Annotated in this window: 12 protein-coding genes; 5 read left to right on the forward strand and 7 right to left on the reverse strand. The window is 42.1% G+C overall.

The features are described from left to right. Positions 1–5 precede the first annotated feature (5 nt). The 4 genes from O2S85_RS09570 to narI all read left to right on the forward strand — a co-directional run bounded on the left by O2S85_RS09570 (position 6) and on the right by narI (position 6645). A complete protein-coding gene (locus tag O2S85_RS09570) occupies positions 6–3686 on the forward strand; it encodes a nitrate reductase subunit alpha (protein WP_269409126.1) in 3681 nt (1226 codons plus the stop codon). Then, a complete protein-coding gene (narH, locus tag O2S85_RS09575; protein WP_269409127.1) occupies positions 3676–5235 on the forward strand; it encodes a nitrate reductase subunit beta in 1560 nt (519 codons plus the stop codon). The genes O2S85_RS09570 and narH overlap by 11 nt, the downstream gene beginning before the upstream one ends. A 4-nt stretch (positions 5236–5239) precedes the next feature. Then, entirely contained in the window at positions 5240–5842 is a 603-nt protein-coding gene (gene narJ, locus O2S85_RS09580; RefSeq protein ID WP_269409128.1) for a nitrate reductase molybdenum cofactor assembly chaperone, read from the forward strand. A 101-nt stretch (positions 5843–5943) separates the two neighbouring features. Beyond that, on the forward strand, positions 5944–6645 hold the full coding sequence (gene narI, locus O2S85_RS09585; RefSeq protein ID WP_269409129.1) for a respiratory nitrate reductase subunit gamma: 702 nt from the start codon (positions 5944–5946) through the stop codon (positions 6643–6645). 484 nt (positions 6646–7129) lie between these two features. On the opposite strand, the gene O2S85_RS09590 is transcribed toward narI, so the two are convergent. From O2S85_RS09590 to O2S85_RS09615, 6 genes are all read right to left on the reverse strand, one after another. Then, positions 7130–8665, reverse strand: a complete 1536-nt coding sequence (locus O2S85_RS09590) for a solute symporter family protein (RefSeq protein ID WP_269409130.1) — start codon at positions 8663–8665, stop codon at positions 7130–7132. Beyond that, positions 8662–9012: a DUF485 domain-containing protein gene (locus O2S85_RS09595; protein WP_269409131.1), complete on the reverse strand. Its 351-nt coding sequence runs from the start codon at positions 9010–9012 to the stop codon at positions 8662–8664. Before O2S85_RS09595 ends, O2S85_RS09590 begins: the two co-directional genes overlap by 4 nt. A 152-nt stretch (positions 9013–9164) precedes the next feature. Next, positions 9165–9932, reverse strand: a complete 768-nt coding sequence (locus tag O2S85_RS09600) for a LytR/AlgR family response regulator transcription factor (RefSeq protein WP_269409132.1) — start codon at positions 9930–9932, stop codon at positions 9165–9167. Next, entirely contained in the window at positions 9929–11686 is a 1758-nt protein-coding gene (locus O2S85_RS09605; protein WP_269409133.1) for a LytS/YhcK type 5TM receptor domain-containing protein, read from the reverse strand. Before O2S85_RS09605 ends, O2S85_RS09600 begins: the two co-directional genes overlap by 4 nt. A 3-nt stretch (positions 11687–11689) precedes the next feature. Next, complete coding sequence (locus O2S85_RS09610; protein WP_269409134.1) at positions 11690–13225, reverse strand: solute symporter family protein; 1536 nt, start codon at positions 13223–13225, stop codon at positions 11690–11692. Then, on the reverse strand, positions 13222–13518 hold the full coding sequence (locus O2S85_RS09615; protein ID WP_269409135.1) for a DUF485 domain-containing protein: 297 nt from the start codon (positions 13516–13518) through the stop codon (positions 13222–13224). Before O2S85_RS09615 ends, O2S85_RS09610 begins: the two co-directional genes overlap by 4 nt. Before the next feature lie 232 nt (positions 13519–13750). Between O2S85_RS09615 and O2S85_RS09620 the strand changes: the two genes are divergently transcribed. Further along, on the forward strand, positions 13751–14326 hold the full coding sequence (locus O2S85_RS09620) for a Uma2 family endonuclease (protein ID WP_269409136.1): 576 nt from the start codon (positions 13751–13753) through the stop codon (positions 14324–14326). A 16-nt stretch (positions 14327–14342) separates the two neighbouring features. Here the strand turns inward: O2S85_RS09620 and O2S85_RS09625 are convergent, their stop codons facing one another. Then, on the reverse strand, positions 14343–15194 hold the full coding sequence (locus O2S85_RS09625; protein WP_269409137.1) for a deoxyribonuclease IV: 852 nt from the start codon (positions 15192–15194) through the stop codon (positions 14343–14345). Between the last annotated feature and the right edge of the window lie 9 nt (positions 15195–15203).

Here is a 15203-nt window from a genome sequence, read left to right on the forward strand (position 1 = left end):
TTCCGTTGAGAAAAACAAAAAATAAGCTACTGGATTCATTAAAACATATTAAACGCGGTGAGCAAATCAATCAGAATTGGACAGAGGAAAGTCCGCGACCACACGCCTGGGAAGACATATATCGCAGACGCTGGCAGCATGATAAGGTTGTTCGATCCACACATGGTGTTAACTGTACCGGTTCATGCAGCTGGAAAATTTATGTTAAAGACGGGATTATCACATCGGAAACGCAGCAAACAGATTATCCAACTACCGGCGATGATTTTCCGGAATATGAACCAAGGGGCTGTCCGCGAGGGGCAAGTTTTTCCTGGTATACATACAGTCCTATTCGCGTGAAATACCCGTATGTTCGTGGTGATTTATATGAACTGTGGAAGAAAGAACGTGCAAATGGTCTTGATCCTGTTCAGGCCTGGGAAAATATTGTGACCGATCCAAATAAACGCGCGCAATACGTTGATGCCCGTGGTAAAGGCGGATTCGTTCGGGCGACATGGAGGGAAATGTGCGAAATCATTGCCAGTTCCTCGATCCACACTATTAAAAAGTATGGTCCTGATCGTATTGCTGGATTTAGTCCAATCCCAGCCATGTCTATGGTTAGTTATTCCGCCGGTTCACGTTTTCTATCTTTGCTAGGTGGTACGATTTTAAGTTTCTATGACTGGTATGCAGACTTACCGCCAGCATCACCGCAAGTTTGGGGGGAGCAAACCGATGTTCCTGAAAGTGCGGACTGGTATAATTCCAAGTATTTTATTATTTGGGGAACCAATTTACCACAAACCCGTACACCTGATGCGCACTTCATGGTGGAGGCCCGGTATAACGGTACAAAGGTTGTTGGTGTCAGCCCTGATTATGCGGAATATGAAAAATTTGCCGATATATGGCTGCCGGCACGGGCGGGAACCGATGCAGCACTTGCTATGGCAATGACCCATGTCATCTTAAAGGAATTTTATGTGGAAAATGAGACTCCATACTTTAATTCTTATGTGAAAAAGTACACAGACTTGCCATTCCTGGTAACGATTAATGAAGACTCCCGGAGTGGAAGATTTTTACGCGCGTCAGATATTGATTTGCGCGTAACACCTGATTTGGCTGAGTGGAAAACGGTTGTCTGGGATGAAACAACGGACCAAATGGAAATTCCTAATGGCAGTCAAGGTTACCGTTGGGATAATGGAAACAAGTGGAACTTGGAATTGGAGAAAGACGATGGATCAGTGATTGACCCAAAACTGAGTTTTATCAATGAATCCGATGAAACCGTTCTGGTGAAATTCCCTTACTTTGCTGAAGAAACTGGTAATGTCGTAGAACGCGGTGTTCCGGTTAAATACGTTCAGGATAAACAAGGAAACACGATTAAAGTAGCAACCGTTTATGATCTGATGATGGCACATACCGGCGTAAACCGTAATCTACCTGGTGATTATCCAGTTGATTACAATGATTCAAAACCTTATACACCTGCCTGGCAGGAAAGCATCACCGGTGTCAACAAAAACCACGTGATTAAAGTAGCGAAAGAGTTTGCTGATAATGCTGCAAGAACCAAAGGAAAATCCATGATTGCCATGGGTGGCGGAACTAATCATTGGTATCACAGTGACCAAATCTATCGGGCTATTCTCAACTTAGTTCTTCTAACCGGTTCACAAGGCGTAAACGGTGGTGGCTGGGCACATTATGTAGGACAGGAAAAGGTACGTCCGCAAGAAGGCTGGCAGCAAGTGGCTTTTGCCAACGACTGGCTAAAACCGCAACGTCTGCAAAACGGAACATCATATTTCTACTTTCATACTGACCAATACCGTTATGAAACGAAAACGAATCAAGATGGCTATCCGTGGAAAAGCAAATATAATCAAATGCATCCAGCAGATATGAATGCACTCTCGGCCAGGCTTGGATGGCTGCCATCATATCCGCAATTCACACAGAACTCAATCGATATTGTGAAGGAAAGTCGTGAGCGGGGAGCGAAAACGGAGCAAGAAATTATTACCGATGTTGTCGAACAAATCAAGGCGGATAACCTGGAGTGGGCGATTGAGAATCCGGATGACCCAAGAAATTTCCCGCGTGTCTTCTTTAATTGGCGCTCCAATTTACTTGGCGACAGTGGGAAAGGTCACGAATTTTTTGTCAAGCACCTGGTTGGCGGTGATAACCAGGTCATGGCCGAACCGGAAAATTCCTGGCAACCTGAAGAGGTCAAGATCACTGGTGACGAGGCTCCTACTGGTAAAGCAGATCTATTAATCAGCGTTGATTTCCGGATGACGAGCTCAGGTCTATTTTCCGATATTGTCCTGCCAGCGGCAACTTGGTATGAAAAATTTGATATTAGCAGTACGGATATGCATCCGTTCATTCATCCATTTAATGCGGCCATTAACCCGCCTTGGAAAACGAAAAGTGATTGGAACACCTTCCGAGAAATTATCAAGGTATTTTCCGAACTCGCCGAAAAGCATCTGCCAAAAACAGAGGAATTGGTAACCACACCATTAGGGCACGATTCAGAAGGAGAAATTGCCCAGGCTTTTGGCGAAATCAAAGATTGGCGAAATGGAGAGGTTGAAGCAATCCCAGGCAAGACCATGCCCGGAATGAAAGTTGTCGAACGGGATTACCCAAACCTTTATCATCAATGGACGACAATTGGGCCGCTCATTAAACAGGGGTACGGTGGAAAAGGTGTAACAATCCCTGGTGAGGAAGTTTATGAAGAACTAGGATCTCGGCTTGGTAAATCGAAACGAGAAGGAATTGGAAAAGACCATCCAGATTTATATACCGATAAACAAGCGATTAATGCCATTCTGTTAATGTCTGGCGCAAGTAACGGGAAACGGGCAGTTGCCGGGTGGAAGTCATTGGAGGCTAAAACCGGGCAAAAACTTGAAGAGATTTCCAAGGGTCGTGAAGAAGAAGACTATACGCTTGATGCGATCACTGCACAACCACGGACGGCTATATCTACACCGGTATGGAGTGGTATGGAAAAAGATAACAGACGCTATTCACCATTTACAGTGAATACGGAATACAACATTCCATGGCGTACATTGACTGGACGGCAATCGTTTTACCTTGACCATGAAATGATGCGCGATTTTGGCGAAGGATTGCCATTATATTTACCACCATTGAGCTATGGACCATTCCTTAAGAACGAAAAAGGTGTGGCTGAAGACGGTCAATCGTTAACGGTAAGGTATTTGACCCCGCATCAAAAATGGGGCATTCATACGATGTTTACCGATACCACCAATATGTCGACTTTGTTTAGAGGGTGGCAAGTGCTCTGGATGAATGAAGAGGACGCTAAATCCATCGGGCTTGTCGATAATGATTTTGTTGAGGTATATAACCGTAATGGTGCGATTGCGGCAAGGGTTATATTAACCTACCGTATCCCAAGAGGCATGATTTATATGTATCATGCACAAGACCGTACGCTTGGTGTACCGGCGACATCCATCAATAAAAAACGTGGCGGTACTCATAACAGTGTTACCCGGATCACCTTGAAGCCAACCCATATGGTCGGTGGATATTCGCAGCTAAGTTATGGTTTTAACTACTATGGACCTACAGGACACCAGCGGGATACGATTGCGGTTATCAGGAAATTGAAGGAGGTTGATTGGCTTGAGAATTAAAGCGCAAGTTGCGATGGTGATGCACCTTGATAAATGTATTGGCTGCCATACCTGTTCGGTCACTTGTAAAAATACCTGGACAAACCGCCCGGGTACGGAATATATGTGGTTCAATAATGTCGAAACCCGACCGGGCCTTGGCTATCCAAAACGTTGGGAGGATTCTGACCATTATAAAGGTGGCTGGGTGCTAAAAAATGGGAAATTAAAATTGAAAGCAGGAGGACCAATCTCCAAACTCCTGAATATTTTTTACAACCCGGACATGGCCAACATGGATGATTACTATGAACCTTGGACATATGATTATCAAAATCTGATTGAAAGTCCCAAAAGAGAGAATCTGCCGGTTGGACGTCCGCAATCAATGATAACTGGTGAATTTATCGACAAGCCGGAATGGGGGCCGAACTGGGATGATGATCTTGCTGGTGGATCGGATGTCATTTCCCAAGATCCAATGGTTGAAAAGCTGCAGGAACACATCTCAATGGAATATGAAAAAACTTTTATGATGTATTTGCCGCGTATTTGCGAACACTGCCTTAACCCATCCTGTGTTGCATCGTGTCCATCAGGGGCTTTATACAAGCGGGATGAAGATGGAATCGTGCTGGTTGACCAGGAGGAATGCCGAGGCTGGCGTTTCTGTATGAGCGGCTGTCCATATCACAAGGTGTATTACAATTGGAACACCCATAAAGCGGAAAAATGTAATTTCTGCTATCCACGTACCGAAGCAGGACTGCCTACGATCTGTTCGGAAACATGTGTAGGAAGAATTCGTTATATTGGTGTTGTATTGTATGATGCTGACAAAGTAAAGGAAGCTGCATCCGTTGAAGATCCAAAAGACCTTTACGAAGCACAACTATCCGTATTTTTGGACCCATTTGACCCAGAGGTTATTGAAGAAGCACAAAAAGCCGGAATTAATGATGAATGGATCGAAGGCGCCCAAAAATCACCGGTTTACAAAATGGCACTGAAATGGAAGATTGCATTACCTTTACACCCGGAATACCGGACACTGCCAATGGTGTGGTATGTACCGCCGTTAAGCCCAATCATGAATCACATCACTAATGAAGATGAATTGAGTACAGATGGTTACATTCCGGCTGTAAACCAAATGCGGATCCCAATGGAGTATTTGGCATCGATTTTAGCGGCAGGGGATACCAAGGTGATCAGAAAAGTTCTGCTTAAACTGACGGCCATGCGTGTACATATGCGTGGTAAAACGGTTGGCGGAATCGATGAGTTTAGACAAAGTGAGTTGTTAAAGGAAGCGAATACGAACCCTGAGGAAATTGAGGACATGGCTCGTTTACTAGGTGTCGCCAAGTATAGTGAACGCTTTGTTATCCCGACAGGACGAAGGGAAATGGATGATGATCTTTACTATGAACAGGGTGCCTGCAGTTTGGAAGAGCTCGCACCACCAGAAGGAATGGTCATACCCTCCGTCAGCAAACAGGAACAGGGTGTTTATCGTTCAGAGAATCGGGAAAGAATTGTCATGCGCTCAACCAGCAAAGGAGACTAAGTGTATGGAACAACAAGATCGAGCACTTTTAGTCATTGCATCGCGTCTTTTAACATATCCGGAAGATGATTTCTTTGATCAGGCACGGGATATAACGGAATGTATGGAAGAAACGATGATGGGATTGCCAATGTTTAAGGAATTGGAGAAGGCTTTAAAACCGTTCTACAAATATCGTGTACCAGAATTGCAACAAGTATATGTTGCCACATTTGATTTAAAAGCAAAACAAGGATTATATTTGACAGCACATGAATTAGGCGACAGCAACAAACGTGGTGCAGCTTTAATTAAATTACAAAAGATTATCAACAAGGCTGGATTTGAGCGGGTGGATGACGAATTAGCCGATTATATGCCGATGTTGTTTGAATTTCTTGCAACAGCACCTGACAGCCCGGATAATGAGCGGCTGATCAAGAGACTTGCAGCAGCAATACAACGGATTATGAACCATATGCCTGAAGAAAGTCCATATTACCCTGTGCTTGCGGTGCTGATGACATTTATTTTCCCGCAGCCGACTAAAGAGGAAATTGAAAAATTGGAGTTTGAACGGGAAGAGGCTGATTTGGAAGAACTACCATATCCCATTATGTATCACTAGTAAACAAAATAATGAATCTTATCAAGCGAAGGAGTGCGGCGGTGTTGGGAGGAATCAGCCATCGCACACTGGAGCACAGAATTAAAAGGGAGGAACACCATATGAGTGAACTATTTTGGTGGGTCATTTTTCCATACATTACTGGATTGATCATGATTTTCGGCCTTCTTTACCGTTTCGCTTTCCGACAGTTGACTTGGGCAGCACCGTCAACGGAGTTTTTTGAAAAGAAATGGCTGCGGATCGGCTCGCCGCTTTTCCATTGGGGAATTGTGCTGGCCTTTATCGGACATGTGATGGGTATGATTATTCCGAGGGGATTTTATCTTTCATTGGGGATATCTGATGAATTATACCATCTCGGAGCAATCATCGGCGGGGGAATAGCAGGCCTAATGGTGGTTGTTGGGCTTATCATTTTACTCATTCGAAAAATAATTATTGATCCTGTGCGCATACATGCTACATTTGCTGACTTTTTTTCAATCATAGCTCTGCTGATTGTGGCTGGAATGGGTGCGTATATGACGATAATTTATAATACAACAGTTGTGGAATATGAATACCGGACAACCATCGGACCGTGGTTCAGAAGCTTATTTACATTCCAACCAAAATATCATTTGATGGCGTCTGTGCCGTTTGTTTTCAAGGTGCATATCCTTGCTGCGTTTGCCTTGTTTGCGTCCATACCATTTACCAGATTGGTACACTTTTACAGTTTGCCGATCAAATATGCAAACCGTGCGCCACAGCAATATCGATCACGCGCTCGATACCAGAACAGACGTCCAATTGATTGATATCAAAAAAGAACCAGGTAATCTGGTTCTTTTTTGTGAAAAAGGCTTCAAGACAACACACATGATAGTTTGCAAGGCTTTGAACTGAGATAACAATTAATACCGTATTTAAAGTCGACGAACTTGGTTATAATAGTCGTATTAGGAGCCGTTACAGACATTAGCGATGCAAACAAAAATGATTAGTGTAAATAAGGTCTAAGTTTGTGAAATAATCATTCGTTAAATTGATGAATAAAGTTTGATGCAAATCTAATTTTATTTTATCTCACTATCAAGAGAATACTTAACCATTGAGACAAACAATATATTACTTCCTATAATATATATTATGTAAACTAGAAAAAATAAATAAAAGAAGGGGTTAAATTTCAACCCTAAATAGACTTCCCTAATGATTTTGTTTTTCTTTTTACTTTTTCCTTCCTCCTAAGACATTTTTATGCGTTTTGATATTATTACGCAACTATCATCATTTCAAGAATCAAGCCCGTTCCCGATAGCCGGTATTTGCTTTTACTTTTACTTCTGCATAACGGACTGGATCAGATTCTTTGGATAACAATGTGCCAACATATCCACCCAGGAAACCTAATGGTACAGATACCAATGCTGGATTATCCAGCGGGAATATTGGATTTCCGACAAATAATGCCGCACCTTCCACTGGTGAAAACACACTTGGGCTCATCGAAACGAGTACTAAAGCAGAAATCAAACCGGACAAAATGGCAGTAACCGCTCCTGTTGTGTTAAATCGTTTCCAATAAACTGTATATAAAATAACTGGCAAGTTAGCACTGGCCGCCATACAAAATGCTAATGAAACAAGGAAAGCAACATTCAGGTATTGCGTGAATAATGCCAAAATAATAGATAAGACGGACACGCCCAATGCTGCATAACGGGCTGCGAGCATCTGCTGTTTTTCGGTTGCTTTCCCCTTTTTGTAAATTTCCCCGTACAAATCATGTGCAAATGCAGAAGCTCCGGAAAGAACCAAACCGGCTACAACTGCGAGTATCGTCGCAAAAGCTACTGCTGAAATAAAGGCAAACAAAAGCTCGCCACCAAGTACCTGTGCCAACAATGGTGCAGCCATATTTCCGCCTGGATTGGCAGCAATGATTTTAGAATCACCAACGAATGCAGCCGCTCCAAAGCCAAGAAACAATGTCAATATATAAAAAATACCGATAATCCATGTCGCTGATACAACAGAACTTCTAGCCGACTTGGCATCTTTTACGGTAAAAAAGCGCATCAGGATATGTGGCAGCCCTGCTGTGCCAAGTACTAATGCAAGCATCAAGGAAATTGTGCTGAGCGGCTGTGTATATTGCAACCCGGGTTCTAAATAAGCAGCTCCGTGGCTCGTTGCCGTTTTCACCTCGGAGAACATGGTACCGATGTTGAAATTGTATTCCCATAGTACAAGAAAAGAAATAATCACCATACCCGCCATCAATAGTACAGCTTTGGTGATTTGTACCCAGCTTGTTGCAATCATACCGCCGAATAACACGTATATCGTCATCATAACTCCAACAATCAATACCGCAATCCAATAATCAATACCGAACAAAAGTTGAATCAATGCACCTGCTCCAACAAGCTGAGCAATCATGTAAAAAATCGAAATGGTTATGGTGCTCAATGCTGCTGCTCCACGCACTTTTTTTGCATCAAAACGTGAGTTGATCATATCGGCCAGCGTGTATTTCCCTAAATTGCGCAATGGCTCGGCTACCAAAAACATGACGACCAGATACGCAATTAAAAAGCCAATACTATAAAAAAATCCATCAAAACCATTCAATGCAATGGCGCCGGCGATACCAAGAAATGATGCCGCCGACAAATAGTCTCCGGAAATGGCAATACCGTTTTGCCAGCCTTTCAGTCCGCCGCCAGCCGTATAAAAATCACCTGTTGTTTTGGTATGCTTAGCAGCAAAATAAGTGATGACCAACGTCAATAGCACAATTGCCAAAAATAAGGTGATGACTGTAGGGCTCATCGGCTGTCTCCTCCTTGCTCCAATTGGTTATCAATAATTGCATTCGCTTGTTTATCCAATGCCCCAGCTTTTTTCATATAAACAATGCATAAAATAAAAGTCATGGCGAATTGTGCGAATGCAAAAAGCCACACCCATGAAATATCACCGATTGCCGGCTTATTCAAAAACGTCGTGTAAGAAGTACAGATTGGCAATAGAAAGTAAAATACCAAGAAGAAAATAGTGTACGGCAAAATAAACTTTTTCCGATTCGCCATAAAGCTCTGGAATTCCTCGCTCTTTTCTACCTTCACGTAATCTGGTTTTTCAGGAAAATCCTGTTTCAACACCTTACTTTCACTCAAATTTCCCAACCCCTTGTTTTTTATCATTAAATTCTCTTTCTCCTTTTGTAACCGCTTACTAATTATTATAATTGGTTTGAAATGTCAGGAACTCGCTTTTGCACCAATGGTTACAGATTATGATTGAATGGCATTTATCCGTGGATGAATGGTTATCCCTGCATCTCCAGCAACTGAAATAACTCCTTTCTTGCTGCTCTGCTGACAGGAATCTTCGTTTTCGATATGTCTGACAGCGTGACGTTGCTTGTTCCATTAAACCAAGGAGTGATTTCCTGAATATAATTGATGTTAACCAAATAACTACGATGCGTCCGGAAAAAGTTAAAACCTTGTAATTTCTTTTCCAATTCTTGTAATGTCAACTTACCGACAATGACTTTATCCTTCGTGTGAATTTCCAATGCCCGCTGACTTGGGCTGGGTACAGCATAATAAATCATCTCCGGCGTTAATACAACAGTTTTTTCACCATCATCCACAAGCAATTTATTTGTTCGGGACGGTACTGCGGGACTGGCATGAGGCACTTCTTGCAGGATACGCTGCGAAAGCTTTTGACGAATACGCTGCAGTGCCTTGTCAAACCGTGTTTCGTCAAAGGGTTTTAGCAAATAATCGACAGCTTCTATTTCAAATGCCTGTAACGCATATTCATCATATGCTGTGGTCAAGACAAATAGTGGTATTTCATGCTTTGCTTGCCCGATAATTCTCTTTGCCGCTTCCATACCGGAAAACTGGGGCATATGGACATCCAGAAAAATAACATCCGGTGCATATGCTTCATAAAGTGCGATTAATTGCTGTCCATTTTCCGCACACGGACATAGTACAATATCCGGCTGTTTTTCCAGTAAATAAAGCAATTCCTCCTGTGCCATTTGTTCATCTTCAGCTATGAGTGCACGGATTTTCATGAAATCTCCTCCCTCACTACATGATTAATTGGTATGTTAAAAAAAACTTCACTGCCTTTATCCGGTAAATTTCGTACCGATAATCTTGCAACCTCCCCCAACAACGTGACCAAACGCTTGTTGACATTGTACAGGCCTGTTCCGTGATTGGCATTCTGCATTAATGGCTTCTTCGTGACTTCCTGTAAAATTTCTCTCTCAAAGCCACAACCATTATCTTTCACACTAATTTGTATATGCCTGTCCCGGGATATAATGCTTACATCAATTCTTGCTCCATGAACCATATCGTGAAGCCCGTGTTGAATGCAGTTTTCCACGAGTGGCTGAATGGTTGCCGGAGGAATCAGTACATCAAGTAAATCTTCTTCATATATAAAACTCACTTGTAAACGGTTCATAAACCTAGCTTGAATAATTTCTAAATATGCTTGGACATGTTCGCATTCCTTCTCCAGTGCAACAAGCGGGGTGGCAACCAATTTTAAGTTAAAACGCATGAATTGAGCCAATTGTACTGTGATATGGCGGGCGCGTTCCGGTTCTTTGCGAAAAGAAGCTGCAATTAAATGCAAGGTGTTGAAAAGAAAATGTGGATTGATCTGTGCCTGCAGGTTTCTTAACTCCGCATCCATCATATGTGTCTTTAATTGATCCGCAGCAAGCATTTTCAATTGATTGCAGAGATATTCACCAAGTCCTGCTGCCAGCGTACGCTCGACCGGACGAATTTGTTGAGCTTTGCGAAAGTAAAAGTAAATGAGTTGTGTCACTTCATTTGCATTAATAATCGGAATAATGATTGCCGATTCCAACTGGCATTTTGGATGATGGCATGGAAGATCCATTTGTGAATCCGCTACTTTCATTTGTTTTTGCAAAATAACTTGTTTTGCCAACTCACTGGTGATCAAATCTCCATGACGATGATGCTCATGTCCGATACCGACATGGGCCAGGACTTGCCGTTGATCCGTAATAGCCACTGCTGCAATATTCAAACGGTCATACAAAAGTTTTGCCAATCCGTTAGCCATCTGAGTTGTATCATCTTTTTTAATAAATGGAAGCGCCTCTTCAGCAATGGAAAAAGCCTGTTTTATCGCTTTAGCGGCCTCATTCTCCTGTTCGCGCAATACTACGGCAATCATCGCCGTGAATATCGCGATAGCAACACTGTTGGACAGTACCAATGGAAGACCGATCATATCTACAATGCCAATGATTTCATCGGATTGCGGATGTAGAATCAATAGCATCTGCATCTGTAGTACCGGTGGGAAAATACCGATAAATAATGCTTTCCATGGCGATATAACCCGTTCGTCGGAAAAAAAGCGCGCTGTCCAGCCTGCCAGCAAACCTGTCAATGGGTTAACTATCCCGTTGGCCAACCACCCTACCCCACCTAAGAACATGAGGTGACCTCCAGCAATCATTCCTGCACCAAAACCGACTACCGGCCCTCCAAGCAAACCGGCAATCACCACCGCCACAAGACTTGAACTGACAATTAATTGGTTGTCAGATACTTGAAAAACAAAATCGTGAATTACGGTGGTACCATCAAGGACAAAACCGGTAATGGTACTGGCAATGCCAAAAACGCCAAACACACATGCATGCACGATAGTCATTTTCCAACTAAACTCCCTGTACAATAAAGACTTGAAACCAGATGTCCGGGTCATGACGAACGCAATGACTAACAATAGACCTAGGCGTTCAAACAGAATGATGGTCATTTCTTTCATCACTCATCTCTCCTTCGCCATTACTCCTGTTTGTGATTGAACAAAAAACTGCTTCCATTGCTGTGCGGGTTCCTCTCTGCCGGAAAAGATACTCCCCAAAATGGAACCCAAAAAACCGATCGGGATTGCAATGATACCAGGGTTATGCATTGGAAATATCGCTTCTTTCAAGATCCAGCCGTCTACAGGATCCATCACATTCGGTCCCAAAATGACCATTGTCAACGAAGCGACAAAGCCGGATGTCATCCCGATCATTGCACCAGTTTCGTTAAAGTGCTTCCAATAGAGAGTGAGCAGCAGAATTGGTAAATTGCTGGAAGCGGCAACAATGAACGTTAATGACACTAAAAAGGTGACATTTATATTTTCCAATTGTAAGGCAAACAAGGTAGAAACCAATCCAATACTAAGTGCTGTCCATCTGGCAGCTATGAGCTGTTCCTTTTCAGTTGATTTACCCTTTTTCCAAATATGATGATAAATGTCGTGTGAAAATGAAGTTGTCGCTGAAATCACCAAACCTGCGACAACGGCAACAATGGTGGTAAAAGCGATCGCTGAAATAAATGCCAACAAAAAGTCACCACCTACTTCCTTTGCCAGAATCGGTGCCGCTAAATTCCCGGTTGCGTCAGCTTTTATTAATTTTTCATATCCCAAGGAGGCAATCGTCCCAAATCCAAGAATAAGTGTCATCACATAAAAAGTGCCAATAATCCAAGTAGCTCCCATTAGTGAACGACGCACCTCCACCGTGTTACGGACTGTAAAAAAACGAATCAATATATGTGGCAAACCAGCAGTGCCCAAAATCAATGCCAATTGCAACGATATCAGTTCCAAAGGATTGGAAAATAATTGTCCGGTCATAAAAAATTGTTCGTGGAGTGGTGTGTGTTCCTTCACGGTTGCAATGATTGCAGGTACATTCCAATCGAAACGGGATAAAACGATAAGTGACAGCAAAAAAGTTCCAGATAAAAGAACAACTGTTTTTACAATTTGTACCCAGGATGTAGCAATCATGCCGCCAAAAACAACGTAAAGGGTCATTAGCCCACCGATAATGACAACTGAAATAGAATAGTCAATATTTAATAGCAACCGAATTAGCAAACCAGAAGCCACCAATTGCGGAATCATATATAATATGGAAATCAAAAATGTACCAATAGCCATTGTCCAACGCATTCGATTGCTGGCAAAACGCGTGCAAATGACATCGCCCAGAGAATACTTTCCCAGATGGTGAACAGGCTCAGCTATGAAGAACATGACAATCAAAAATGAAACTAGGAACCCAATAGAATACAAGAAACCGTCATAGCCATTCAATGCAATGGCACCAACAATTCCCAAAAACGATGCGGCGCTAATGAAATCACCTGCAATCGCCAGGCCATTTTGCCATCCCGTCAAACTGCCTGCCGCTGTATAAAAATGATTGGTCGTATTGCTGCGTTTAGCCGCCCAGTATGTAATAATCAGCGTACAAACGATAATGCAAATGAAAAAAAGAAAATAAGTCAGATTCATTCGACATCCTCCTGTACCAGCTGTATGATTTGTTTATCGAACTGTTTCATTTTGATACAATAAAACCCTGCCAGCAGCCATGTCACAGGAATTTGCAAAAAGGCGTAAAGCCAGCCCCAATTCATCTGAAAAAATGGAGAAGGAGCAGCCATCCAATCGTGAAATAAAGTCAACGACAGCGGTAAGCCAAAATAAAAGATAAATAGCAGGGTAACCACAGGGATAAGCAATTGCCATTTCTTTTTGATCAATTTTTGCAGTTCAACATCCATCTCACATTCCCTGCTTTCCATGTACTTTTCTATTAATTATCTTTATTTTGAATAATAGCGGAATCTTTGTGCAAAGTAAAGTGGAAGTCTAGTAAAAACAAAATTTTCAGGAACACAATCTAGTACCTGGCATATTTTATAATTTTCTAATCCTTAAACGTATTTTTGTCAAAGCCCATCTTAGTGTTTGCTATAAAAATGGATACTTGCTAATATTTAAATAATAATAAAGCAATGAAAGGAGATTCGAAAAATGACACAGTTAGACAAGGACAAAACCTATTCATTGGACGAATTTTTACTATATGTCAAAGAAGAGGAACGCGCAGAATTATATGAAGGCATCCCTGTTTTTATGGCGCCCGCTTCTTTCCAACATGAAAATGTCATTGCGAATATAATGGGAGAGTTCAGGAACGCGATCAAAGGAGGTAATTGTTATGTATTTGGCAGCAATCTTCAAGTAGTTTTGCCATTTAAAAATGAAAAAAAGGGAACAGATGATGTGGTTGTATTGCCAGACATCTCCATTATTTGTGATACAAGCAAACTACGTAATAAACGTTGCTATGGGGCGCCGGATTTGGTTGTCGAAGTATTATCTCCAAGCACAGGACGTAACGATCGCTTGCTCAAGCGTAATTATTATGAAAAAGCGGGTGTAAAAGAGTACTTACTCATTGATTATCAAAATCAATACATTGAAAAATATGTTCTCGATGATGATATGCTTAAGCTAGAAGATATTTATTCCGATGAAAACCAGCCATTCATCTCCACGCGTTTTCCCGATATTACTTTTTCTCTAGACGATATATTTTCTCTTTAAATCTTTCATTATGTCTCTAATAAGTCAATGTTGGGAGCCCCCACCGCTCCTGTAATTGCCGTATCTCAACTTGATGAGGTATCTCCTCCTTGGGGGTTTCCAAAATAAATGGTATGTCTTTGAGCTCGGGAGTTTGAACAAGCTGGTCAAACTGAGATTCTGTAATATACCCATGATCAAAAATATTTGCGTGCCGATCTTTCCCGAGCCCGGTATTATATTTCGAGTTATTAAAATGAATAACCTTGAGATGACTAAAATAATTAAGTGCTTGTCCTTTTTCCAAAACGGCTTCCCAATTATCACCATCCCACAGTCCACTGGCAAATGCGTGACACGTATCAAGGCAGAACCCAATTTGTTCCGGATGTTCACACAAGTTGCGGACCTGGACAAGTTCTTCCAATGTTGTTCCCATCGTTCCCGGTTTTCCACCTGTGTTTTCGAGTAAAATTTTGCTATCGCCATGCCATTTTCGAAGTATCTCGTTAAGCACATCAATCATTAATCGATAGCTTGCCAGCGGGTCATCAAGACTGATTATTTTCCCAAAGTGAACGACCACACCAATAGAGCCACAGGCGTTAGCGATTTCCAGATCGTTGACTAATGATTGCATCACTTCTTTCCTTTTCCGATTATCTCTTGGCGTTAAACTGGTAGGGTATGGCGTATGTGCCACGGATGTCAAATTATTTTTTTTGCAAAAATCCTTGCAAAGCGCTGCATCATCTTGATTGAATGCTTTTACGGACAAGCTCCTTGGGTTTTTGGGAAAGTATTGAAAGGCTAATGCGTTCATAGTCGCCGCTTGTCTCGCCGCACCTAGATAGCCTTCTCTTATCGAAACATGACAACCAAATTTCATAAAAATTCC

This window comes from Lentibacillus daqui, assembly GCF_027186265.1.
In the GTDB taxonomy this organism is placed as follows: Bacteria; Bacillota; Bacilli; order Bacillales; family Amphibacillaceae; genus Lentibacillus_C; species Lentibacillus_C daqui.

Coding starts and splice junctions, on each gene's coding strand:
- O2S85_RS09605 (WP_269409133.1), bottom strand. CDS start 11,686: ATGAAAGAAATGACCATCATTCTGTTTGAACGCCTAGGTCTATTGTTA.
- O2S85_RS09600 (WP_269409132.1), bottom strand. CDS start 9,932: ATGAAAATCCGTGCACTCATAGCTGAAGATGAACAAATGGCACAGGAG.
- O2S85_RS09620 (WP_269409136.1), top strand. CDS start 13,751: ATGACACAGTTAGACAAGGACAAAACCTATTCATTGGACGAATTTTTA.
- O2S85_RS09625 (WP_269409137.1), bottom strand. CDS start 15,194: ATGAAATTTGGTTGTCATGTTTCGATAAGAGAAGGCTATCTAGGTGCG.
- O2S85_RS09615 (WP_269409135.1), bottom strand. CDS start 13,518: ATGGAAAGCAGGGAATGTGAGATGGATGTTGAACTGCAAAAATTGATC.
- O2S85_RS09610 (WP_269409134.1), bottom strand. CDS start 13,225: ATGAATCTGACTTATTTTCTTTTTTTCATTTGCATTATCGTTTGTACG.
- narJ (WP_269409128.1), top strand. CDS start 5,240: ATGGAACAACAAGATCGAGCACTTTTAGTCATTGCATCGCGTCTTTTA.
- narI (WP_269409129.1), top strand. CDS start 5,944: ATGAGTGAACTATTTTGGTGGGTCATTTTTCCATACATTACTGGATTG.
- O2S85_RS09590 (WP_269409130.1), bottom strand. CDS start 8,665: ATGAGCCCTACAGTCATCACCTTATTTTTGGCAATTGTGCTATTGACG.